This window comes from Streptomyces sp. NPDC028314, from assembly GCF_055565795.1.
The window spans coordinates 44,482-66,861 of record NZ_JBVHTP010000009.1 but is presented as its reverse complement, the minus strand read 5'-3'; the positions used below and the strand labels follow the sequence as shown (position 1 = coordinate 66,861).

Annotated in this window: 23 protein-coding genes and 1 tRNA gene; 12 read left to right on the top strand and 12 right to left on the bottom strand. The window is 74.4% G+C overall.

Annotated features, from left to right (window positions below; genetic code table 11):
- Positions 1–69: 69 nt before the first annotated feature.
- From ACZ4TG_RS21255 to ACZ4TG_RS21240, 4 genes are read left to right on the top strand one after another with little or no spacing between them, the layout of a single operon-like run.
- The gene (locus ACZ4TG_RS21255) at positions 70–744 is read left to right on the top strand and encodes an AIM24 family protein (RefSeq protein WP_468164997.1); all 675 of its coding nucleotides are present in this window, start codon (positions 70–72) and stop codon (positions 742–744) included.
- A complete protein-coding gene (locus ACZ4TG_RS21250; RefSeq protein ID WP_468164995.1) occupies positions 741–1,559 on the top strand; it encodes an ABC transporter ATP-binding protein in 819 nt (272 codons plus the stop codon). Before ACZ4TG_RS21255 ends, ACZ4TG_RS21250 begins: the two co-directional genes overlap by 4 nt.
- Positions 1,556–2,194, top strand: a complete 639-nt coding sequence (locus ACZ4TG_RS21245; protein WP_468164993.1) for an ABC transporter — start codon at positions 1,556–1,558, stop codon at positions 2,192–2,194. Before ACZ4TG_RS21250 ends, ACZ4TG_RS21245 begins: the two co-directional genes overlap by 4 nt.
- Positions 2,195–2,208: 14 nt before the next feature.
- Entirely contained in the window at positions 2,209–2,406 is a 198-nt protein-coding gene (locus tag ACZ4TG_RS21240) for a hypothetical protein (protein WP_468164991.1), read from the top strand.
- 20 nt (positions 2,407–2,426) lie between these two features.
- Here ACZ4TG_RS21240 and ACZ4TG_RS21235 read toward each other — a convergent pair whose 3' ends face one another.
- The 5 genes from ACZ4TG_RS21235 to zapE all read right to left on the bottom strand — a co-directional run bounded on the left by ACZ4TG_RS21235 (position 2,427) and on the right by zapE (position 7,415).
- Positions 2,427–3,311, bottom strand: a complete 885-nt coding sequence (locus ACZ4TG_RS21235; RefSeq protein WP_468165482.1) for a polysaccharide deacetylase family protein — start codon at positions 3,309–3,311, stop codon at positions 2,427–2,429.
- A gap of 23 nt (positions 3,312–3,334) precedes the next feature.
- Positions 3,335–4,210: a PPK2 family polyphosphate kinase gene (locus ACZ4TG_RS21230; RefSeq protein ID WP_468164989.1), complete on the bottom strand. Its 876-nt coding sequence runs from the start codon at positions 4,208–4,210 to the stop codon at positions 3,335–3,337.
- Between the two features lie 67 nt (positions 4,211–4,277).
- On the bottom strand, positions 4,278–5,630 hold the full coding sequence (locus ACZ4TG_RS21225) for an alkaline phosphatase PhoX (RefSeq protein ID WP_468164987.1): 1,353 nt from the start codon (positions 5,628–5,630) through the stop codon (positions 4,278–4,280).
- 162 nt (positions 5,631–5,792) lie between these two features.
- Positions 5,793–6,218: an OsmC family protein gene (locus ACZ4TG_RS21220; protein ID WP_390351083.1), complete on the bottom strand. Its 426-nt coding sequence runs from the start codon at positions 6,216–6,218 to the stop codon at positions 5,793–5,795.
- 90 nt (positions 6,219–6,308) lie between these two features.
- A complete protein-coding gene (gene zapE / locus ACZ4TG_RS21215; protein ID WP_468164985.1) occupies positions 6,309–7,415 on the bottom strand; it encodes a cell division protein ZapE in 1,107 nt (368 codons plus the stop codon).
- A 36-nt stretch (positions 7,416–7,451) separates the two neighbouring features.
- Here zapE and ACZ4TG_RS21210 point away from each other — a divergent pair, with 36 nt between their 5' ends.
- From ACZ4TG_RS21210 to ACZ4TG_RS21190, 5 genes are all read left to right on the top strand, one after another.
- On the top strand, positions 7,452–8,225 hold the full coding sequence (locus ACZ4TG_RS21210) for a pyrimidine reductase family protein (protein WP_468164983.1): 774 nt from the start codon (positions 7,452–7,454) through the stop codon (positions 8,223–8,225).
- Positions 8,226–8,373: 148 nt separating this feature from the next.
- The gene (locus ACZ4TG_RS21205) at positions 8,374–8,841 is read left to right on the top strand and encodes an indole-3-glycerol phosphate synthase (protein WP_468164981.1); all 468 of its coding nucleotides are present in this window, start codon (positions 8,374–8,376) and stop codon (positions 8,839–8,841) included.
- A gap of 46 nt (positions 8,842–8,887) precedes the next feature.
- Positions 8,888–10,282, top strand: coding sequence for a UDP-N-acetylmuramate--L-alanine ligase (gene murC / locus ACZ4TG_RS21200; RefSeq protein WP_468164979.1), 1,395 nt, complete (start codon positions 8,888–8,890; stop codon positions 10,280–10,282).
- A 29-nt stretch (positions 10,283–10,311) separates the two neighbouring features.
- The gene (gene msrB / locus ACZ4TG_RS21195) at positions 10,312–10,719 is read left to right on the top strand and encodes a peptide-methionine (R)-S-oxide reductase MsrB (RefSeq protein WP_468164977.1); all 408 of its coding nucleotides are present in this window, start codon (positions 10,312–10,314) and stop codon (positions 10,717–10,719) included.
- Between the two features lie 152 nt (positions 10,720–10,871).
- Positions 10,872–11,549, top strand: a complete 678-nt coding sequence (locus ACZ4TG_RS21190; protein WP_468164975.1) for a hypothetical protein — start codon at positions 10,872–10,874, stop codon at positions 11,547–11,549.
- A 25-nt stretch (positions 11,550–11,574) separates the two neighbouring features.
- Here ACZ4TG_RS21190 and ACZ4TG_RS21185 read toward each other — a convergent pair whose 3' ends face one another.
- Genes ACZ4TG_RS21185 through ACZ4TG_RS21165 form a run of 5 tightly spaced genes read right to left on the bottom strand, consistent with a single transcriptional unit; the run spans position 11,575 to position 16,901 of the window.
- Positions 11,575–12,492: an NAD-dependent epimerase/dehydratase family protein gene (locus tag ACZ4TG_RS21185; protein WP_468164973.1), complete on the bottom strand. Its 918-nt coding sequence runs from the start codon at positions 12,490–12,492 to the stop codon at positions 11,575–11,577.
- Positions 12,489–13,580, bottom strand: a complete 1,092-nt coding sequence (locus ACZ4TG_RS21180) for a cytochrome P450 family protein (protein ID WP_468164971.1) — start codon at positions 13,578–13,580, stop codon at positions 12,489–12,491. Before ACZ4TG_RS21180 ends, ACZ4TG_RS21185 begins: the two co-directional genes overlap by 4 nt.
- 56 nt (positions 13,581–13,636) lie before the next feature.
- Positions 13,637–15,139: an AMP-binding protein gene (locus ACZ4TG_RS21175; RefSeq protein WP_468164969.1), complete on the bottom strand. Its 1,503-nt coding sequence runs from the start codon at positions 15,137–15,139 to the stop codon at positions 13,637–13,639.
- Entirely contained in the window at positions 15,139–15,882 is a 744-nt protein-coding gene (locus ACZ4TG_RS21170) for a glycosyltransferase (protein ID WP_468164967.1), read from the bottom strand. The genes ACZ4TG_RS21175 and ACZ4TG_RS21170 overlap by 1 nt, the downstream gene beginning before the upstream one ends.
- Positions 15,879–16,901: a 3-oxoacyl-ACP synthase III family protein gene (locus ACZ4TG_RS21165; RefSeq protein ID WP_468164965.1), complete on the bottom strand. Its 1,023-nt coding sequence runs from the start codon at positions 16,899–16,901 to the stop codon at positions 15,879–15,881. The genes ACZ4TG_RS21170 and ACZ4TG_RS21165 overlap by 4 nt, the downstream gene beginning before the upstream one ends.
- A 273-nt stretch (positions 16,902–17,174) precedes the next feature.
- On the opposite strand from ACZ4TG_RS21165, the gene ACZ4TG_RS21160 reads away from it, so the two are divergent.
- Complete coding sequence (locus tag ACZ4TG_RS21160; RefSeq protein ID WP_468164963.1) at positions 17,175–19,235, top strand: phosphocholine-specific phospholipase C; 2,061 nt, start codon at positions 17,175–17,177, stop codon at positions 19,233–19,235.
- 37 nt (positions 19,236–19,272) lie between these two features.
- Here the strand turns inward: ACZ4TG_RS21160 and ACZ4TG_RS21155 are convergent, their stop codons facing one another.
- Complete coding sequence (locus tag ACZ4TG_RS21155) at positions 19,273–20,001, bottom strand: hypothetical protein (RefSeq protein WP_468164961.1); 729 nt, start codon at positions 19,999–20,001, stop codon at positions 19,273–19,275.
- Between the two features lie 72 nt (positions 20,002–20,073).
- Between ACZ4TG_RS21155 and ACZ4TG_RS21150 the strand changes: the two genes are divergently transcribed.
- Positions 20,074–20,829, top strand: a complete 756-nt coding sequence (locus ACZ4TG_RS21150; RefSeq protein WP_468164959.1) for an alpha/beta fold hydrolase — start codon at positions 20,074–20,076, stop codon at positions 20,827–20,829.
- Positions 20,830–20,901: 72 nt separating this feature from the next.
- Here the strand turns inward: ACZ4TG_RS21150 and ACZ4TG_RS21145 are convergent.
- Positions 20,902–20,974 (bottom strand) — tRNA-His (locus tag ACZ4TG_RS21145).
- Positions 20,975–21,233: 259 nt separating this feature from the next.
- Between ACZ4TG_RS21145 and ACZ4TG_RS21140 the strand changes: the two genes are divergently transcribed.
- Positions 21,234–22,370, top strand: a complete 1,137-nt coding sequence (locus ACZ4TG_RS21140; RefSeq protein WP_468164957.1) for an aminopeptidase P family protein — start codon at positions 21,234–21,236, stop codon at positions 22,368–22,370.
- Positions 22,371–22,380: the final 10 nt, after the last annotated feature.

Below are 22,380 nucleotides of genomic sequence, written 5' to 3'. Positions count from 1 at the left end.
CGGTCAAGTCTGCCAGCCTCCGACTTGAGGAGGATGCCGCAGGGGCCCCCGGCGGGCGAGGATCGGCGCATGAAGAGTGATCTTTTTGCGTCCGAGAACCTGGCCCAGTCCGCCACCGCCCCCGGCATGACCTTGCAGAACGCCAAATCCGTGAAGTACGCCGTCAACGGCGAGATGCTCGCCCGCCAGGGCTCGATGATCGCCTTCCGGGGCAACCTCCAGTTCGAGCGCAAGGGCCAGGGCATAGGCGGGATGCTCAAGCGCGCCGTCACCGGCGAGGGCCTCGCGCTGATGTCCGTACGCGGGCAGGGCGAGGCCTGGTTCGCCCACCAGGCGGGCAACTGCTTCATCATCGACTTCGAGCCCGGCGACGCGCTCACCATCAACGGCCGCAACGTCCTGTGCTTCGACCCGACCCTGTCCTACGAGATCAAGATGGTGAAGGGCGCCGGCATGACCGGCGGCGGGCTCTTCAACAGCCTCTTCACCGGCACCGGCAAGCTCGCCGTGATCTGCGACGGCAACCCGATCATCATCCCGGTCACCGCCCAGGCCCCGGTGTTCGTCGACACGGACGCCGTCGTCGGCTGGAGCGCCTCCCTGGAGACCGGGCTGCACCGCTCCCAGTCGGTCGGCTCGATGATCCGCGGCGGCTCCGGCGAAGCCGTCCAGCTGAAGCTCAGCGGGGAGGGCTTCGTCATCGTCCGCCCGAGCGAGGTCACCGAGGCGGCCGCGGCGCATTGAGGCTGACGGACGTGGGCCGCCGCTACGGAATGCGGCGGCCCTGGGTGCTGCGCGGGGTCTGCCTGGAGCTGCCGGCCGGGGCCCTGGTGCGCGTGGAGGGACGCAACGGCGGCGGCAAGTCCACCCTGCTGCGGCTCCTCGCCGGCATCGACACCCCGACCGAGGGGCGGATCAGCGGCCGCCCGCGCCGCACCGCCTACGTCCCCGAACGCTTCCCGGCCGCTCTGCCGCTCACCGCCGCGGCCTACCTGACCCACATGGGCCGGGTGCACGGCCTGCCGCGCGCCGAAGCGGCGGACCGGGCCGCCGCCTGGCTGGAGCGCTTCGGCGCCGCCGGGCACGCCCGCACCCCGATGGCCGAACTCTCCAAGGGGTCCAGCCAGAAGGTGGCCGTCGCCCAGGCGCTGCTCGCCGGCCCCGGTCTGCTGGTCCTCGACGAGGCCTGGACCGGGCTCGACGCGGCCGCCCGGACGGAGCTCGACCGGGCGGTGGCCGAGCGCACCGCAGCCGGTGGCACCGTGGTCTTCGTCGACCACGACCCCCGCCGGCTGGCGGGGGCGGCCGACGCGCACTTCCGGGTCGAGGGGACCGCCCTGGTGCCCGCAGCGCCGGCCGCCGCGGACGAGGGGCCGTACGTGCGGATCCACGTGGCCGGCCCGCCGGGCGCCGCACCGCCCCCGGAGCTCGTGGCCGAACCCGCGCCCGACGGAGGCCTGTTGCTGACCGTGCCCGCCGCCCGCTCCGACGCCGTGCTGCGCGCCCTGCTCGCGGAGCACCCGCCCTGGCACGTCCGCGGCCTGCGGGAGCTGCCGTGACCGGACTGCTCCGCTACCAGGGCGCCCTGCTGCTGCGCTCCCAGCGCTGGCTCGCCCCGGTGCTGCTCTACGCGGCCGTACTGGCGATCGGGGTCCGGCCCGGGGACCCGGTGCTCGATTCGCTGGGCTGGACCTCGGCCGCGCTGGTCCCGGTCGCGGCCTGGCTGGTCAGGGTCTGCGTGACGAACGAGCCCGGCGCGGCCCGTGACTGCGCCGCCGCCGCGGCCGGTCCCGTACGGGTCCACGCGGCCGCCCTGCTCACCGCGCTGGGCGGCGCCCTCGCCGTCGGGTGCGCCGGCGCGGGGGCGGTCCTGCTGCTGTGCGACCCGTCCGGGGCGGCGCGGGCGGCGGCCGCGGCGGCCGGAGCCGCCGCCGCCTTGGTGTGCGCCCTGACCGGCACGGCCGTGGGGGCGCTGTCCAGCCGGCCGCTGCTGCGGGGACCGGGCTACGGCGTCCCGGCAGCCGGGCTGGGCAGCCTGCTCGCCCTGGTCACGGCGGGCTCCCCGGTGCGCGCCGCGGTGACCGGGCTGGTCACCGGCTCGGTGGCGGTCCCGGCGGGCGCCCTCGCGGGCGCGGCGGCGCTGGCCGGGGCGGCGGCCGCGGTGGCGTGCCTCGTCGCCGCCCGGCGGGGCTGAGTACGCTCGTACGTATGGACCAGCCCCAGCAGGACACCTCGTACTGCCCCGCACCGGCCGCGCCCGCCCCGTCCGTCGCCGTGGCGGGGCCGCCCTTCGCGGACTGCCTGGAGTGCGGCAGGCCCACCGAGTACGGGGCCGCCACCCCGGGCGTGGTGCTGTGCCCGGTCTGCGAGTGGCAGGACGCGCAGCGCACCGCCTGCTCCGGCTGACCGGCGGCCCGGGCCCCGGCTCACTTCCCGATGAGCTCCGACACCTTCACGAAGCGGTAGCCGCGCTTGCGCAGCTCCGGGACGATCTTCTGGATGGCCTGCTCGGTGACGGGCGCGGCGCTGCGCGTGCAGTGCATGACCACCACCGAGCCGGGCTTCACCCCGGCGAGGACGTCCTGGGCCACGGCGTCGGGGTCCTTGGCGAAGGCGTCCCCGCTGACCACGTCCCACTGGACGGCGGTGACCTTCGCCGCGGACAGGGTCCGCAGCGCCTGGTCGTCGTAGCAGCCGCCGGGGAAGCGGAAGTACGGGACGGTGTTGACCGCGCCCGCCGTGCGGAACGCGGCGAAGGCCCGGTCCACATCGGCCCGGGCGGCGTCGGCGTCGAGCGCGGGCAGCCCGTAGCAGGGGGACTTGAAGGCGTAGTGGCTGTACGAGTGGTTCGCGATCTCGAAGTTCGGGTCGGTGCCGATGGCCTTCGCCTGGTCCGGGTACTCCTCGGCCCAGCGGCCCGTCATGAAGACCGTCGACGGCACCTTGAGCGTGCGCAGGGTCGAGATCAGCTGGGGGTTGTCGAACCGTTCCCCCGACGCGGCCCGGGGCCCCTGGTCGGCGGTCATGTCGGCGTCGAAGGTGAGCGCCACCGTCTTGTCGGTCTTCTGCCGCGCCCGCTCGAAGACGGGGGTCAGGCCCGCCGGACCGGGGGCCATGGTCGGGGCCTTGCCGGGCGCGCCGGCCTGCGGGGAGGCGGCGCCGGGGGACGGGGCGGAGGGAGCCGGGGCGGAGGCGCCGGGGGTGCCCATACGGGCCTCGCCGGCCTTCGGCGTGCTGGCGCCGCCCGCGCATCCGGCGAGGGCGGCACCGAGGGCGGCTGCGGCCGCGACGTTGCGCACTGAGGCTGAAATGGTCACTTAAGCAACTTATATGACTATGTGGCAAGTAGTCGTGCGCGGCACTCCTCCACATCGAAATCGGCATCCGGGTACTGGGGCCCGATGGCCTCCAGATGCTCCAGCAGCAGTGTGCCGACGGCCCAGTTGCGGTACCACTTGCGGTCCGCCGGGACGATGAACCAGGGCGCGGCGTCACTGGAGCAGCGCTCCAGCGCCAGTTCGTACGCATGGCGGTACTCGCGCCACAGAAGGCGCTCCTCGATGTCACCCGCGTTGAACTTCCAGCGCTTGGAGGGGTTGTCGAGCCGCGCGAGGAGCCGCTTGCGCTGCTCCTCGTAGCTGATGTGGAGGAAGACCTTCACCAGGGTGACGCCGTCCTCGGCCAGGGCCTGCTCGAACCGGTTGATCTGCTCGTAGCGACGCCCCAGCTGACTGCGCGGCACCAGCTCGCGGACCCGGGCGATCAGCACGTCCTCGTAGTGCGAACGGTCGAAGATCCCGATCTCGCCCGGCTGCGGGAGGGCCTTCGTGACGCGCCACAGGAAGGGATGGCCGCGCTCCTCCTCGGTCGGCGCCTTGAAGGCCCGGATACGGCAGCCGGCCGGATTGAACATGCGGCTCACGTACTTGACCGTGCCCCCCTTGCCGCTGGTGTCCATGCCCTGGAGCACGAGCAGCACCCGGCGGCGGTCCCCGGCGGTGCTCGCCGCGAACAGCCGTTCCTGGAGGGAGGCGAGCGGCTCGGCCATCCGGGCCATGGCCGCCGCCCCGGCCGCCTTGTCGCCGGGCCCGACCGGGGTGCCCGACGGGTCGAAGCGGCGCAGGTCGAGGCGCTCGCCCGCGGGGACGCGGAACCGCTCGCGCAGCGGGACGGGGGCGCGCTTGCCGGGCTTGCTGTTCTTCTTGGCCACCGCTGCCTCCGCATCGCCGCCGGTCCGTCCGATGGTGCAGCACATCGGACGGACCCGCGACGCGAGGTCAGTGCCAGGGGCCGGTCACGGCGAAGGTGGTGCCGGGCGCGTAGGCGTTGACGTACATCGTCCGCCGGTCGGGCGAGAAGGTGACCCCGGCGAACTCCCCCCATTCGGGGGCCCCGGGCCGCCCGATGTCATCGGCGTTGCGGGCCATCGGGTAGACCTCCCCGCCCGCGGTCACCCCGAAGACGTACTGGGCCCCGCCGCCGTCCTCGCACACCATCAGGCCGCCGTCCGGCGCCAGGCAGATGTTGTCGGGGGAGTCCCCGGGCAGCTGGACGTCGGCGGCCGGGCCGAAGACCACGTCGAGCCGGAGCCGGGCGCGCCGGGGGTCGTAGAACCAGACCTGCCCGTGGTGGTCGGCGCCGGCGCCCTCGCCGCTGCGGGCGTAGCTGGAGACGAAGTGGACGCCGCCGTCGCCCCAGTAGCAGCCCTCCAGCTTCTGGGCGTGGGTGATCCCGCCCCGGCCGAAGTCCTGGAGGCGGATCGGGGTGCCGGCCGCCGAGGGGTCCGGTACGGGGACCCACTCCACCGGGAACTCGGCCCCCGGCTCGTCCACCACGGCCAGGTCCGGGATCCCGGGCACGCGCAGGGCCTCCAGCGCCCCGCCGGCCCGCAGCGAGCCGGGGCCGCCGAGGGGCCTGGCGGGCAGGAACCGGTAGAACAGGCCGAAGGGCTCGACGAAGGCGTCCTCGGTCTCGTAGACGACCCCGCGGTACGGGTCCACGGCCACGGCCTCGTGGGCGAAGCGGCCCATCGCCCTCAGCGGGACCGCGCCCGAGCGGCGGGGGTCGGCGGGGTCGACCTCGAAGACGAAGCCGTGGTCCTCGGTGTACCCGGCGGTACCGGCCCGGTCCTCGGTCTCCTCGCAGCTGAGCCAGGTGTTCCAGGGCGTGCGGCCGCCCGCGCAGTTGACGGCGGTGCCGGCGAGGGCGACGCGCTCGGCGGTGACCCGGCCGTCGGGGCCGAGCTCCAGGACGGTGCAGCCGCCCAGCGCCCGGGGGTCGTACGTCAGTCCCCCGACGGCGGGGACGCGCAGCGTGGCCGTGGTCCGGTTCTCGTGGTTGCGCACCAGCCGGACGGCCCCGCCGCGGCCCGCGGCGAAGGCGGCCATGCCGTCGCAGTTGGCGGGGACGGTGCCCTCGCCGGAGCGCAGCGGGGTTCCGGCGCGCGAGAGGACCCGGTAGGAGAACCCGGAGGGCAGGTCGAGCAGCCGGTCCGGATCGGGCACGAGCGGGCCGTAGCCGCGGGTGGCCGGGGCTGCGCCCGGGCTCGCGGTGAAGAGGGCGCCGAGGGCCCCGCTGAAGGCGATGCCGAGGCCGCCGGCGGTGAGCAGGCTGCGGCGGGTGACGGACATCGGCGACTCCGGGCGGTGGCGGGCGGCAGGTGACCGGGCCGTGTTACCACGCACCCGGCTCCGCCCGGGCCCGACGCGGCCCCGCCCGCCGTACCGTCACCCCGCCGGGTGCCACCGGGCCCACGGGCCCGTGCGCCGGGTGGCACCGCAGGGGAGGCCGGATCAGATGAGTTCGGCGCTCAGGGTGATCGTCGTGCCCGTCAGGGCCTGGCTGACCGGGCAGTTCTTCTTGGCGTCCTCGGCGGCGGCGGCGAAGCCCTCCGCGTCCAGACCCGGAACCTCGGCCCGCACGGTCAGGTGGATCCCGGTGATGCCCTCGCCCGGCTGGAAGGTGACGTCGGCCTTGGTCTCCACCCGGGTGGGCGGGGTGCCCGCACCGTCGAGGCCGTGCGAGAGGGCCATCGAGTAGCAGCTGGAGTGCGCGGCGGCGATCAGCTCTTCCGGGCTGGTCTTGCCGTTCGCGGCCTCGGCGCGCGAGGGCCAGGAGACGTCGAAGGAGCCCTGCCCCGAGGAGTCGAGGGTGACGACTCCGGAGCCCTTGAGCAGGTTGCCTTCCCAGTCGGTGTGGGCGGTACGCGTGGTGGCCATGGTGGATCCCTTCGCAGAAGTGGCAACGACCGGGCCGCGCGTACACGGATCGCAGGATCCGTACGGGCGGACGGCCCAGCGTTGCCAAACCTACTGGGCCACCAGCCCCTTCGCGTCGCGTGCCAGGGCGGTGAGCCTGGATATGGCGCGGAAGTACTTCTTCCGATAGCCGCCGTTGAGCATTTCTTCACTGAACAGGCGGTCGAAGGGCACGCCCGAGGCGAGTACCGGTATCTCGCGGTCGTACAGCCGGTCGGCCAGGACCACCAGCCGCAGCGCCGTCGACTGGTCCGGCACCGGGCCCACGTCGGTCAGGCAGACGGCCGATATCCCGTCCGTCAGTGCCCCGTAGCGGCTCGGGTGCACCTTCGCCAGGTGCTCCAGCAGGCCCGGGAAGTCGTCGAGGCTCGCGCCGGGGGTCGCGTACGCGGCCTTGGCCACCTGCTCGTCCGAGAACGGCGCGGGCGCCTCCGGCAGGCCCCGGTGCCGGTAGTCCTGGCCGTCGATCCGCAGCGGCCGGAAGTGCGCCGACAGCCCCTGGATCTCGCGCAGGAAGTCGGCCGCGGCGAAGCGGCCCTCGCCGAGCTTGCCGGGCAGCGTGTTGGAGGTGGCGGCCAGCGCCACGCCCTGCTCCACCAGGCGGCTGAGCAGCGAGGACACGAGCACGGTGTCGCCCGGGTCGTCCAGTTCGAACTCGTCGATGCACAGCAGCCGGTGTCCGCCCAGCGTCTGCACGGTCTGCTGGAAGCCGAGGGCGCCGACCAGGTTGGTCAGCTCCACGAACGTGCCGAAGGCCTTCAGCGCGGGCTCGGCCGGGGTCGCGTGCCAGACGGAGGCCAGCAGGTGGGTCTTGCCGACGCCGTAGCCGCCGTCGAGGTACACCCCGCGCGCAGCGGTGGCGGGCGCGGCGGGCTTCTTCGAGAACCAGCGCCGCTTGCCGCCGCCGCTGGCGTGGGCCCCGCCCAGACCGGCGGCGAAGCCGCTGAGGACGGTGACGGCCTCGGCCTGGCTCGGCTGGGCCGGGTCCGGGTCGTACGTGTCGAAGCGCACCGAGTCGAAGCGCGGCGGCGGCACCATCTCGGCGACCAGCCGCTCGGCGGGCACGTGCGGAGCGCGGGCGCACAGGGCCTGCGGGCCGGCTTCGGCTATCGGCGGCCGCCCGGAGGCAGGACCAGAGGTCGGGAGAGAGGTTGACACAGCCCTTAACTCTACGGGGCGTGTCACACTGCACCGATGCGACGCCTGTTCCCTGTGACCGATCAGACACCAGCAGCCCAGGACGACCGGGAGTGGTCGCTGGACGAGCTCGCGGAGGCGTACGCGTACCCCGCTCTCGACGACGGCGCCCACTGGCTGCGGGCCAACATGGTCTCCACCCTGGACGGGGCCGCCCAGCACGACGGGCGCTCGCAGCCCATCTCCGGCGAGACCGACATGCGGATCTTCGGCACCCTGCGGGCGCTGGCCGATGTGGTGGTCGTGGGCGCGGAAACGGTTCGCCAGGAGGGCTACCGCCCCGCCCGCGCCCGGGAGGCCTTCGCGGCCCGCCGCACCGCCGCCGGACAGGGACCGGCCGCCGCCATCGCCGTGATCACCGCCAGCCTGGACCTGGACTTCTCGCTGCCCCTGTTCACCTCCCCGCTGGTGCCCACCCTGGTGCTCACCGGCGCCACCGCGTCCTCCGACCGGATGGCTGAGGCCGCCGGGGCCGGGGCCGAGGTCGTGGTGGCGGGCGACGGGGCCGCCGTGGACCCCGCCCGGGCGGTCCGCGAGCTCGCGGACCGGGGGCTGCGGCGCCAGCTCACCGAGGGCGGGCCGAGGCTGCTGGGGCAGTTCGTGGCCGCCGACGCGCTGGACGAGCTGTGCCTGACGATCTCCCCGATGCTCACGGCCGGAGCCGCCCAGCGGATCGCCGGCGGTCCCTCCGTCACGGTTCCGCACCGGCTCGCACCCGCCTCCGTACTGGAAGAGGCCGGGTTCCTCTTCACGAGCTACCGTCGGATCTGACAAGGGGCGGAATTTGTCGTTCCGCTTAGCTTCCGCAGGGCACATACCTGGGCAGACATATCCGCGCAAGGCCCCGCGCGACAGCGGGGCAGGATGGTTTCCGCAGGGGCCGGCCGACCGGCCCCGGCCCATGAAGGAGAGGGCGTCCGTGTTCACGAGCGTATTGATGATCGAGCAGCCGCTGACCACGGTGGACGTGGACTTCGTCACCACCCTGCACGGAGACGACCAGGTTTCCTTCGTCGTCCTGATGCAACCGCGGGGCGACCAGGACCGGCTGCTCCGCGCCATCGACGACGTGGCCCTCGGCGAGCTTCCCGAGGCCATCCGCGAGGGCGACGAACCCGAGGGGGAAGCCGCCCGGGGCCCCGCCGCGCACGCCCTGGCCCACTCCCTGAACGCCTTGCGCCAGAAGGGCGCCAACGCCACCGGGCAGATCATCGGGGACCATCCGCTCGACAAGCTCAAAGCCGTGGTGGAGGAGAACGACGCCGACGAGGTGATCGTTTTGACCGCGCCGCACTTCGTCGAGGAGTTCTTCCACCGGGACTGGGCCTCCCGCGCCCGGCACAAGGTCGGCGTTCCGGTGCTCAAGCTCTTCGCCCACAACGAATAGGCTGGGTCCGGTTCACCTCTCGTACTCGATTCCTGGAGCGACCTGAATGAAGCCCGGCCTGCCGACCGCCATGGAACGGCCCCACTTCATCGGCATCGGCGGCGCCGGCATGTCCGGCATCGCGAAGATCCTCGCCCAGCGCGGCGCGAAGGTGGCCGGCAGCGACGCCCGTGACTCCGAGACCGCCCAGGCGCTGCGCGCCCACGGCGCCACGGTCCACATCGGGCACGCCGCCGGCCACCTCGCCGACGACTCCACCTGCGTGGTCGTCTCCAGCGCCATCCGCGCCGACAACCCGGAGCTGGCCCGCGCCGCCGAACTCGGCATCCCCGTCGTGCACCGCTCCGACGCCCTCGCCGGCCTGATGGACGGGCTGCGCCCGATCGCCGTCGCCGGTACGCACGGCAAGACCACCACCACCTCGATGCTGGCGGTCTCCCTCTCGGCGCTGGGCCTCGACCCCTCGTACGCCATCGGCGGCGACCTCGACGCCCCCGGCTCCAACGCCCACCACGGCGAGGGCGACATCTTCGTGGCCGAGGCGGACGAGAGCGACCGCAGCTTCCACAAGTACACCCCGCAGGTCGCGATCATCCTCAACGCCGAGCTCGACCACCACGCGAACTACGCGTCGATGGACGAGATCTACGAGTCCTTCGAGACCTTCGTCGGCAAGGTCGTCCCCGGCGGCACCCTCGTCGTCGCCCACGGGCAGGCCGGCGCCGCCGAGATCGCCGCCCGCGTCGGCGGCAACGAGGGCCTGAACGTCGTCACGTACGGCGAGGAGGACACCGCCGACGTCCGGATCGTGAAGATCACCCCGCGCGGCCTGACCAGCGAGGTCACCGTCGTCATCGACGGCCGGATGCTCACCTTCACCGTCTCCGTGCCCGGCCGCCACTACGCGCACAACGCCGTCGCGGCCCTCGCCGCCGGTGTCGCGCTCGGCATCCCGGCGCACAACCTCGCCTCCGCCCTCGGCAAGTACACCGGCGTCAAGCGCCGCCTCCAGCTCAAGGGCGAGGCGTCCGGCGTCCAGGTCATCGACTCCTACGCGCACCACCCCACGGAGATGACCGCGGACCTGGAGGCCATCCGCGGCGCCGCCGGGGACGCCCGCATCCTGGTCGTCTTCCAGCCCCACCTCTTCTCGCGCACCCAGGAGCTCGGCAAGGAGATGGGCCAGGCCCTCGCCCTCGCCGACTCCTCCGTGGTCCTGGACATCTACCCGGCCCGCGAGGACCCGATCCCGGGGGTCACCAGCGAACTGATCATCGCCGCCGCCCGCAACGCGGGCGCCGACGTCGGCGCCGAGCACGACAAGTCCGCCGTGGCCGACGTCATCGCGGGAATGGCCAAGCCCGGCGATCTCGTTCTCACCATGGGGGCGGGCGATGTCACGGACCTCGGTCCGGCCATCCTCGCCCGCCTGTCGAGCTGACGGACCAGGGACCCAGGAGCGGGAGAACCATGTCGTACGAGGTCGAGAAGACGGACGAGCAGTGGCAGGCGGAGCTGACGCCGTCCGAGTACCAGGTGCTCCGCCTCGCGGGCACGGAGCCGGCCTTCCGGGGTGAGTACACCGACACCAAGGTGGAGGGCGTCTACTCCTGCCGCGGCTGCGGCGCCGAGCTGTTCCGCTCCGACACGAAGTTCGAGTCGCACTGCGGATGGCCGTCGTTCTACGACCCGAAGGACACCGACGCGGTCGAGCTGATCGCGGACGTCTCGCACGGCATGGTCCGTACCGAGGTCCGCTGCGCGAAGTGCGGCTCGCACCTCGGCCACGTCTTCGAGGGCGAGGGCTACCCCACCCCGACCGACCAGCGGTACTGCATCAACAGCATCTCCCTGCGGCTCACCCCCGCCGAGGGCTGAGGCCGCCGGCCGCACGCCCGGACCCCGTCGAGGCCTGTCCTCGGCGGGGTCCGCCGTTTCCCGGGCGGGGTTCGGCCGTCCCTCGGTGGCACCGCCGGACGGTCCGTAAGATGGCGACCACTGGTGTCCCGGCTGATGTGGAGCGGTGAAGCGTGGAACACAACCCGTATCCGGCAGGGCAGGTGCCCGGGCAAGGACCCGCCGCCTGGGGCGTGTTCGACGACCACCTGCTGTACACCGCCCGGGCGGTGCACGACCTGCGGCAAGGACGCCTCTTCGAACGTCCCCCCGTTCCCACCTCGGTGCGGCTCGCGGCCGGCGAACTCTCCGTCGGCGTCGGGCCGGCCGCCCGCTGGACCTGGCGGGCGCTCGGCGACGGCTCGTACCAGCACACCAGCACGGTCGCGTTCGGCGGCCCGGCGTTCGTCATCGGCACCATGGCCGGCTCAGCCCTCGGCAACTCCGCCCGCAGGAACAGGGCCGCCATGGACGCGCAGCCCCGCTGGGTGCTGGAAGGCCAGGGCGAGCTCACGGTCACCGACCGGCGGGCCTACTTCGCCCACCCGGTGAGCTACCTGGACCTGAACTGGACGGGCCTGGACACGATCGACCTGGTCGGCCCCGAGGTCTTCCAGTGCTCGTTCCGCAACATCAACACCGGCGGCCACCTCACCGTGCAGGTCCACTCCCTGTGGGCATCGCTGATCTTCGCCTTCGCCGCGCACCACTCGTTCCCGGCCCACCCCAGGCTGCTCTCCGGAGGCTGGCTGCCGCCGGGCTTCGAGGACCGCTGCGCGGCCGTGGGGGCACCCTGTCCCCCCGTGCGCTGAGCGTCTCCCCACCCGGGCCGGAGCCTCACGCCCCGCGCACCGCGGTCAGCGAGCCCAGGTGGTCCGCCAGGGTCCGGCCCGGGGTCCAGCCCTGAGCCCTGGCCCGGCCCAGGTCCAGCACCACCGGGTGCGCCAGCTGGTCCACCGCGTAGCGGCTCAGGGCCGGTTCACCCCTCGCCACGGCCTCCGCGAGCCGCGCCGCCGTACGGGCCACCCCCAGCGGGAGACGGCGGATGCGGGCCCGGACGCCGTGGGCACGCAGCACGGCCCGTACGGCGGCGTCGCGGCCGTACGGCTCCGCGTCCGCCACGTTGTACGCGCCCGGGACCCAGCCGGGCGCCGCCAGGCAGGCGTCGGCCAGGTTCTCCACCGCCGTCAGGCTCAGCCGCACGTCCGGCCCCGGCAGGAACAGGGTCCCGGCCCGGACCCGGGAGAGCAGCCGGGGCAGCAGCTGGGTGTCGCCCGGCCCGTAGACGGCCCGCGGGCGCAGCACCACCGCGCCCGCCGCCAGGGCCAGGGCCTCGCCCGCCGCCTTGGTCCGGCCGTAGGCGTTCAGGTGGCCCGCGCGCGGATGGTCCTCCCGGACCGGGTCCCGGGGCAGGCCCGGGTCGTACACGCTGGCGCTGCTGACCCAGACCACGGGCCGCCCGGCCGCGGCCCGCAGCAGCCGGGCCGTGCCGTCGACGTTGACCGCCCACATCCGGTCCTCCTCGGCGGAGCCGGGCGCCGGGTCGCCGACCGCGGCCGCACAGTGCACGACCAGGTCCACCCCCGACAGGTCCGGCTCGTCGCGGCCCGCGTCCCAGAAGCGGTGCGCGTGCGCCGGACCCGGCCGGCGGCCCAGGGACACCACCTCGGCCCCGCGGGCCGCGGCCTCCCGGGCCACGTGCCCGCCGCAGAACCCGCTCGCACCGGTGACCGCGATGCGCGTACGGGCCTTCACGCGCCGGCCCGGACGGTCAGCGAACGCCAGCCGGGCAGGGCGGCCCGCCGGTCCACCCGCGACCGGGTCACCACCGGCCGGTGCGGAGCCAGCGCCGCGAGTACGTCGGCCAGCTGGGCGCGGGCCAGCCGGGCCCCCGGGCACACGTGCGGGCCCGCGCCGAAGACGAGGCGGGCGGTGCCCGGACCGGCCGGACACCGGGCGTCGGGATCCCGCCGGTGCGCTTGCGCCGCGTGCCGGGCGACCAGCAGCAGCCGGTCGCCGCCGCGCACCGGGCAGCCCCCGACCGAACCGGCCGCGGCGGCCACCCGGGGCAGCAGCGGCGAGGCGGCCGTGACCCGCAGCAGCTCGTCGGCCAGCCGGGGCCGCAGCTCCGGGTCCGCCGCCTGGTCCCACAGCCCGGCGTCCGCACACCAGGCCACCGCCCGGGGCAGCGCGGCCACGGTGGTGTTGACCGCGGCCACCGCCACCATCGCCGCCAGGGCGTCGTCCGGGGAGCCGCCGAGCAGCCGCTGGAGCCGCCCGGCGGTACGGGCCGCCGCGGCTGCCGCGCCCGGCCGGGGCGGCCCGGGCAGATGACTGCGCACGGAAGCCGCGGCGGCATCGGCGGCCGCCCGTGCGAGGACCCGCGGATCGGCCTCGCAGTCCAGCAGCGCGCACACCACCGACCCGGCCAGTTCCCGCGCGAGGTCCACCACCTCGACCCCGCCGCCCCGCGACAGGGGCGCCAGGCCCCGTACGAGCGAGGCCTGCCACACCGGGCGCAGCCGGGCCACCCCGTCCGCGCCGAGCCGGCCCGCGAGGCCGCGCCGGTCCGCGCGGTGGCCGCCCCCCTCCTGGTCGAACAGCACGCCCCCGCCCTCCGGCAGCGCCGCCCGCGCCGCCCCGCCCGTGGTGCCCGCCGCGGTCCGGTCCAGCGGCAGGCGGGTCAGCGCCTCGCGGTAGGCGTCCGCGTCGTGGACCAGGACGGCGCTGCCCAGCCGTCGTACGGGACGCCCCCGGGTGGCGGCGAGCAGCCCGAACAGCAGCGGGTGGCTGCGGAGGTAGACCCGGCGGTCGCGCCGCCGGGCCCGTGCGTGGGAGTTCATCGCAGGAGTGCTTCCTTCGTGTCGGCGGGCCGGCAGCGCCGGTCCCGGTGCGAACCTCACAGCGGGAGCGACCCGCCGGCTCCGGTGCCCGGCCCCAGCCGGGCCGCCGCCAGCGCCGAGGTCGCCGCCCGGTCCGGTTTGCGCGAGCGCCCCGACAGCGGGATGTCCGCGAACAGCAGCGCGTCCGGCCGGGCCGTGCCCATCCGCCGCAGCGGTCCCGACAGCGCGGCGCGCAGGGCGGGTTCGGCCGCCCCGCGCTGCGGCTGGACCACCGCCACGAGCCGCTCGTCCCCGTCGCCCGCCGGAACCCCGACGAGCACGCCCAGCTCCACCCCCGGCACGTGCAGCGCGGGCTCGTACAGGCCCGGGTAGATGTTCTCCGCCCGCCGCAGCACCATCTCCTTGCAGCGCCCCTCCAGGACGATCCGCCCCGCCCCGTCCAGCCGTGCCCGGTCGCCCGTACGCACCCACGCGTCGGGTTCCTCCCCCAGGTAGCGGTCCCGGGCCGCCGGGCCCGAAAGCAGCAGCTGCCCCTCGGCGTCCGGCTCGGCGCGCACCCCGGGCAGGGGGGCTCCCACCAGGTCACCGGGACCGGTGAAGGCGGCCTTCTCCCGGGACTCCACCGCCGCGGCGGGGAACAGCTCGGTCAGCGCGTACACCCCCCAGGCCTGGTCGGCGCCCGCGTCCCGGACCCGGGAGAGCAGCCCGGCGCTCGCCGGGGCCGAGCCCGTCCACACCCGGCCGTGGAACCGGGCCCCGGCCCCCAGCGCGTCCCGCAGCTGCGGCGGGGTCAGGTAGGTGTCCTGCGGGCGGAGCCGGTGCAGCTGCCGGGCCAGCACCTTGGGGGAGCGGGCCGGCAGGGCCACGGGCGCGCCGCGCGTGAGCGAGGGCACCAGGACGAAGAAGGTCCCCCCGAGCACCGGTTCGTCCGGCCGGGCGTCGAAGAGGGAGGAGACGACGCCCATCCCGGCGGCCAGGCCGGCCCGGGTGTGCACCACCGCCCGGGGCTTCGAGGTGGTCCCGGAGGTGAACACGATCACCGCGTCGCCATCGGTGTCCCCGTGCACCGGGACCCCGGTCCGCGGCGCCCGCAGGTCCAGCGCGGGCGCGCAGCCCGGCAGCCGCGGCCCGACGGTGGCCACCGGCCCGCCCAGCTCCGCCAGGTCCGGCAGCGCGAGGCGGGCCCGCTTCGCGAGCGGCCGGGCCCACCCCGCCACCGCCTGCGCCGCCGCGTCCGCGAGCACCAGCGAGGGCCGGGCCAGCGCGAGGCGGGCCCGCAGCACCTCCGGCCCCGCGCCGGGATCGAGCACGGCCCCGCGCAGCCCGAGCCGCCACAGTGCGAGCAGCACGGCCAGCGCCCGCGGCCCCGGCCGTACGGCCACGCCGACGGTGTCCCCGGCCCGCAGCCCGCGCGCGTGCAGCGCGGCGGCCAACGCGTCGGCCAGTTCCACGAGTTCACCCCGGGTCGCGCGGACCCTGGTCGCGCCGGTCCGGGTGGTGGTCAGTACGGCGGGCTGCCCGGGGCGCTCGCGCAGGGCGTGGTCGAGTCGGTCCAGCATCAGCGGGGGTCGTCCGTTCCGTGCGTACCGCTGCCCTGGTCGAGGTACCAGCGGGCGGTGCCGCGGAGCCCGTAGGCCCGCAGCCGCCGCGTCGAGTTCTCCACGACCATCGCCCGGCAGCGCGTGATGCGGTCGGTGTGCCGGCGTACGGCGTTGAGGAAGAGGCGGTCCGTGGGCGAGGGGCGCCGGGGCATCCCGCCCACGGCCAGGTACAGCTCGGCGGTGATGGCCATGTTGTTGCCGGCGTGCATCCGGTACGGGGCCCGGAAGCCGTTGCGGCGGGCGTGCTCGGGCCGCAGCCGGCCGAAGAGCGCCGCCAGCGCCACCAGCGCCGCGAAGGAGGCCCGCCCGAGCGGCCCGTGCTCATCGCGCCGGGCGGTGATCCGCCCGCACACCAGCCCGCCGCCGGCCAGCGCCCCCCGCGCCGCTCCCGTCCACCCCGGCCCCGGCAGGCAGTCGGCGTCCGTCCGGGCCAGCAGGGTCGCGCCGCGGCCGATCGCGTACCGGAAGCCGGTGTCCACGGCGGAGCCGACCCCCTTCTCCGGCTCCTCGATCACCTCCACCGCGAAGGGCGCCCGCGCCGCGAACTCCCGTGCGATGCGGGCCGTGCCGTCGCGGGAGGCGTTGTCGACCACCAGCAGGGTGAAGTCGCGGTCCCGCTGGGCCGCGAGGGCCCGCAGGGTGTCCGCGATCCGCGCCTCCTCCTCGTGCGCGGGCACCACCACCCACAGCGCCTGGCTCATGACTTCTCCCAGACCATCGTCATGATGCTGATGCCGCCGCCCAGCCCGACGAACAACACCCTTTCCCCCGGCTCCAGTTCAGCGTAGACCCGGTCGAGTTGCACCCCGATGGTCGCGCTCGCCATGTTCCCGAGCTCCGGTACGGTCACCACCAGCTTCCCCGCCGGAACCCCGGTCAGCTCCGCGAACCGTTCCAGGTACGGCACGGTCACCTGGTGCACCAGCACCTTCGCGAAGCCGTCCCAGTCCATGCCGGTCCGGTGCAGGGTCCGGTCGATGACCGCCGTGCCCACCTTCTCGAAGACCCCGCGCAGCGCGTGTCCGTCGCCCCGGAAGTAGGTGTACGCGTCCCCGCGGGGGTGCCGCGACCCGCCGCCCGGAATGCCCCCGACCTCCCAGTGCTCGGAGTGGGTCTCCGTGTCCACGTCCAGGATCCCGCCGCGCTCCACCGCCTCCACGACCACGGCCGCGCCCGCGTCGCCGAAGGTGTAGCCGGCGAAACCGGCGCGGAACTCCGCGAAGTCGGACGGCGCGGTCCGTACCGCCCGGCTCGGAGTCTCCCCGGTGACCACCAGGGCCCGGCGCGCCCGCCCGGCGAGGATCATCGAGCGGGCCAGGTCGATCCCGTTGACGAAGCTGTTGCAGGCGTTGGTGACGTCCAGGGCGTGGGCCCTCGAACCGAGTTCGGCCTGCACGATGTGCGCGGTGGCGGGCTCGACCACGTCCCGCGAGGCGGAGGCGAAGAGCAGCAGGTCGATGTCGAGGGGTGTCAGCCCCGCGGAGTCCAGGGCCCGGCGCGCCGCGCCCACGGCGAGCGTGGAGGCGTACACCCCCTCGGCGGCGACGCGGCGGGACACGATGCCGGTGGCCTGCGCCAGCATCCTCGGCGGCAGCGCGAGACCGCTGCGCAGGGCCACCTCCCGCTGGAGGCCGTCGGAGGACAGGGCTTCCTCGGGCAGCAGGCTGCCGACGGCGGTTATCCCGGCGCGCGGCCCCGGTTCACATGGCTCAATGGGCATGCCCACACGATGGCAAGCGGCGATCCGCCGGTCCTGAGTACGGATGCTCAGATCGGCCGTCCGGTGTGTTGAGTAGGAGGTCCGGCCTCCGCGGGCCGGGCCCGGCGAAGTGATCCGGTACGCGCTCTGTCGCACCGCGCCCGGTTCCCCGTACCGTTTCCGTTCGCTCGCTGTACCGCGCGAGGTCAGACAGGGATCCCCGTCCGGTCCCCCGGGACCGCTGTTCTTGGGGCGCCCCTCGACTCCCCCTCCCCCCCCAGAGGTCTTCACCCCATGGCTGAACTCAACCGTCGCAGGTTCCTGCAGATCGCGGGCGGTACGGCCGCCGCCGCGATGCTGAACGAGAGCATCGCCCGGGCCGCGTCGATCCCCGCCCAGGGCAGCACCGGAACCATCCAGGACATCGAGCACATCGTCGTCCTCATGCAGGAGAACCGGTCCTTCGACCAGTACTTCGGCTCGATGAAGGGCGTCCGCGGCTTCGGCGACCCGCGTCCCGTGCTCCAGGACAACGGCAAGTCGGTCTTCTACCAGTCCAACGGTACGAAGGACATACTGCCCTTCAACCCTCAGGTCAACGACCTGGGCATGCAGTTCGTCGAGGGCCTCAACCACGACTGGGCCGGCGGACACCAGGCGTACAACAACGGCAAGTACGACAAGTGGGTCCCGGCCAAGACCGCCACCACCATGTCGTACATGACCCGGAACGACATCCCGTTCCACTACGCCCTCGCGGACGCCTTCACCGTCTGCGACGCCTACCACTGCTCCTTCATCGGAGCCACCGACCCCAACCGCTACTACATGTGGACGGGCCACACCGGCAACGACGGCACCGGCGGCGGCCCCGTCCTCGGCAACCAGGAAGCCGGCTACGGCTGGAAGACCTACCCCGAGCGCCTGGAGGAGGCCGGGGTCTCCTGGAAGATCTACCAGGACATCGGCGACGGCCTGAACGCCGCCGGATCCTGGGGCTGGATCAGCGACGCCTTCCGCGGCAACTACGGCGACAACTCGCTGCTGTACTTCAACAGCTACCGCAACGCCCAGCCCGGCAGCGCCCTCTACGAGAAGGCGCGTACGGGGACCAACGCCAAGGCGGGCGAGGGCTACTTCGACAAGCTGCGCGCGGACGTGGTCAGCGGCACGCTGCCCCAGGTCTCCTGGATCGCCGCGCCCGAGGCCTTCAGCGAGCACCCGAACTGGCCGGTCAACTTCGGTGCCTGGTACATCTCGCAGGTCCTGGACGCGCTGACCGCGAACCCGGCGGTGTGGGCGAAGACGGCCTTCTTCATCACGTACGACGAGAACGACGGCTTCTTCGACCACGTCGTGCCGCCGTACCCGCCCGCCTCCGCCTCCTGGGGCCTGTCCACGGCCGACGTCACCAAGGACCTCTACGCCGGTGGCGGCGGCTACGCGGCCGGTCCCTACGGGCTCGGCCCGCGCGTCCCGATGATCGTCGTGTCCCCGTGGAGCAAGGGCGGCTACGTCTGCTCCGAGACCTTCGACCACACCTCGGTGATCCGCTTCATGGAGAAGCGCTTCGGGGTGCAGGAGCCCAACATCTCGCCGTGGCGCCGAGCGGTCTGCGGCGACCTGACCTCGGCCTTCGACTTCAGCCGGGCGGACGCGTCCCCGGCCGCCCTGCCCTCCACGGCGGGCTACGTCCCGCCGGACCACAACGCGCACCCGTCCTACCACCCGGTCCCGCCGGCCACGGGCACCCTGCCGAAGCAGGAAGCCGGTTCCAAGCCGACGCGCGCGCTGGGCTACCAGCCGTACGTGGACGGCAAGGCGACCGTCTCCACCGGCAAGTTCACCCTGACCTTCGCCTCGGGCCAGTCCCTGGGCGCCCACTTCCACAGCACCTCCGGCAACCGCACGGACGGCCCGTGGCCCTACACGGTCGAGGCGGGCAAGACCCTCTCGGACACCTGGAGCACCAGCAGCTCCACCGGCAACCAGATCAACCTCACGGTCTGGGGTCCGAACGGCTTCCGGCGCACCTGGAAGGGCCCGGCGAAGAAGGCCGGCCCCGAGGTCACGGCCCGCCATGACGCGGCCACCGGCAACCTGACCCTGACGCTGACCAACGCCGCCGCGGCCGCGGTCAACCTCACGGTGACCAACGCCTACGGCGGCGCGGCCCAGACCTTCAAGGTCAACCCCGGCGCCACGGTGACCCACACGGCCGACCTCCGCACCACGGGCCGCTGGTACGACGTCAAGGTCGTCTCGGACGCCGACGCCACGTTCCTGCGCCGCTTCGCGGGCCACGTGGAAACGGGCGCCCCGGGCGTCTCCGACCCGGCGATCCAGACCGTCTGACGATCCGGACCGCCCGATGGTCACGACCGTCCGACGGTCACGACCGCCTCACGCGGTCGTCCGGCGTACGCAGCAGCCGCCGCTCCAGCACCGCGAGGTCGCCGGGGCGGTGGCTGCGGGCGTACCGCAGCAGCAGGTCACGGGCGGTGTCCGGAACCCGGCGCCGCTTGGGGTGGCGGGTGGTGAACGCCTCGCTCGCGAAGAACCGCACGGCGCCCTCCAGCCCCGCGCGGTCCGTCTCCCGGACCGCCCAGGCCAGTTCCTCCGTGGGCGCGCCCGACAGAGCGGGCAGCGGGGCCTCGGCGGCGAGGAGCGAAGCCGCGTCCGAGGGCCGCTCCCGTGCGGTTCCCAGCCAGGTGAAGAACAGGTGCAGCGGCGCCGCGGGCGGAGCCGGGGCCTCGCCCCTGGCCAGCGCCCCGGCGTGCTCGCGCAGCGGCTCCGGCGCGGCCGCCGCCCAGCGGGCCCGGTGGCGGGCCGGGATGCCGGCCGGGTCCGCCGGGTCGAGCAGCCGGGCCAGCGGCCCGGGGCGGGAGACCGCCAGGGCCCGGACGAACTGTCCGCTCGCCTCGTAGAGCCTGAGCCCACCCTCGTGGTCGGCGCACGCGCAGGAGAAGTGGGGGTCGCGGTCCAGCTCCGGCCAGCGGGCCAGCACCTCCGCGATCTCGGCCGGGTCGAGGATCTCGTAGCCGGTGGGATGGTACGGCCACTCCTCGGGGCGCCGGGAATCCGTGACGCTGACGCGCACCGCGCGGGATATCGGCTTCACGGTGTGATGGTAGGCCCGGTGGGCAGAACGTACGGCGGCAGATCTTCCGGCCCCGTCACCGAGGGAGAACGCATGGCCATCGCCCACCGCAGGATCGGCACCGGACCCGTACGCGTCATCGTGCTGCACGACTGGTTCGGCACGTCCGCGAACTGGGGCTCCGTGCTGGAGTACCTGGATCCGGGGGAGTTCTCGTACGTCTTCCTCGACTACCGGGGCTACGGCGACCGCCGGGACGTCCCCGGCCGGTACAGCCTCCCCGAGATCGCCGACGACGTCCTCGAACTGGCCGACCAGCTCGGGTGGGACACCTTCTCCCTGCTCGGCCACTCCATGGGCGGCAAGGCCATGCAGCAGGTCCTGGTCCGCGCCCCCGAGCGGATCGAGAAGCTGATCGGAGTCAACCCGGTCCCGGCCGCCCCGTACGAGATGGACGACGTCACCCACGAGCTGTTCCACGGCGCCGCCGAGAACGCCGAGAGCCGGCGGATCATCCTCGACCTCGTCACGGGCAACCGCGCGAGCCGCCACTGGGTGAACCGGATGGTCTCCCACTCCCTGGCCGTCAGCCGGCCCGAGGCCTTCGCCGCGTACCTCGAGAGCTGGCAGCCCCTCGACCTGTCCTCCGCCGTCAAGGGGAACACCGTCCCGGTGCTGGTCCTCGTCGGGGAGTACGACCTGGCGCTCACCCCCGAGGTGATGCGGGCCACCTGGCAGGCCTGGTACCCCGACTGCCGCGTCCACCCCCTCCCCGGCGCGGGCCACTACCCGCCGCACGAGACCCCGGTCGCCTTCGCCACCGCCGTGGAGGCCTTCCTCCGGGGGTAGCCCGGCGCCGGCGCGCGGGGAAACGCCCGTGAGGGGTACGAGGAAACCTCGTACCCCTCACGGGACGAACAGGGTGAGTGACGGGACTTGAACCCGCGGCCACCTGGACCACAACCAGGTGCTCTACCAACTGAGCTACACCCACCACGACGGGCGGCAGACCGCCCGTTCGATGTGCAAGCACAGCATAGCCGATCGGCGGGGTGCTCCCGCGACGCGTTATTGCGCGGACGCGCTCCCCGGCCCGGCGCGTCCCGTACCGGGGGGCGGCTCCGCACCACCGGGTCCTGCCTGGTGAGGGCCCCGGACCGGGGCCCCGCCCCCGCCGCCCGGACCGCCCGGGGCGCACGACCGGACCGGCGCGGCCCCTGCCCCTGCCGCGCGCCGCACGGCAGGATCCCCGTATGGACCACGACCCGCAGTACGCCGACACCGAGCCCTTCACCTCCGCCGACTACGCCGCCCGGATGGCCGCCGCCGCGCAGACCGCCGCCGACGCGGGGCTGGCGGGCCTGCTGATCGCCCCCGGGCCCGACCTCACCCACCTGACCGGCTACCGGCCCGCCGACACCGAGCGGCTGACCCTGCTCGTGCTCGCCGCCGGGCAGGACCCGGTGCTGGTGGTGCCCGCCCTGGAGGCCCCCGACGCCGCCAAGGCCCCCGGCGGGGCCGCCCTGACCCTGCGCGACTGGACCGACGGGAAGGATCCGTACGCGGTCACCGCGCCCCTGCTCGACGCCGGCGGCCGCTTCGGGGTGAGCGACAACACCTGGGCGCTCCACCTGCTCGGCCTCCAGCGGGAGTTGCCCGGGACCGCGTACGCCGCGCTGACCGACGTCCTGCCCATGCTCCGCGCCGTGAAGGACGAGCGGGAGCTGGCCCGGCTCGCGGCCGCCGGAGCCGCCGCCGACGCCGCGTACGCCCAGATCCTGCACGTCCCGTTCGCGGGCCGCCAGGAGAGCGAGGTCGCCGCCGACCTGGCCGCGCTGCTGCGCGTCCACGGCCACTCCCAGGTGGACTTCACCGTCGTCGGCTCCGGCCCCAACGGCGCCGACCCGCACCACGAGGCGGCCGAGCGGGTCATCCGGCACGGCGACATGGTGGTCCTCGACTTCGGCGGCCTCAAGCACGGCTACGGCTCCGACATCTCCCGCACCGTCCACGTGGGCGAGCCCACCCCCGAGGAGCAGCGCGTCCACGACATCGTCCGGGAGGCCCAGCAGGCCGGAGTGGCGGCGGTCCGGCCCGGCGTCGGCTGCCAGGAGGTGGACCGGGCGGCCCGCGCGGTGATCACCGAGTTCGGCTACGGGGAGCGCTTCATCCACCGCACCGGCCACGGCATCGGCGTCACCACCCACGAGCCGCCCTACATGGTCGAGGGCGAGGAGCAGCCCCTGGTGCCCGGGATGTGCTTCTCCGTGGAGCCGGGCATCTACCTGCCCGGCCGCTTCGGCGTCCGCATCGAGGACATCGTGACGGTGACCGAGGACGGCGTCCGCCGCCTCAACAACGCCCCGCGCGAGATGGCGATCGTCGAATAGGGGCCTCCAT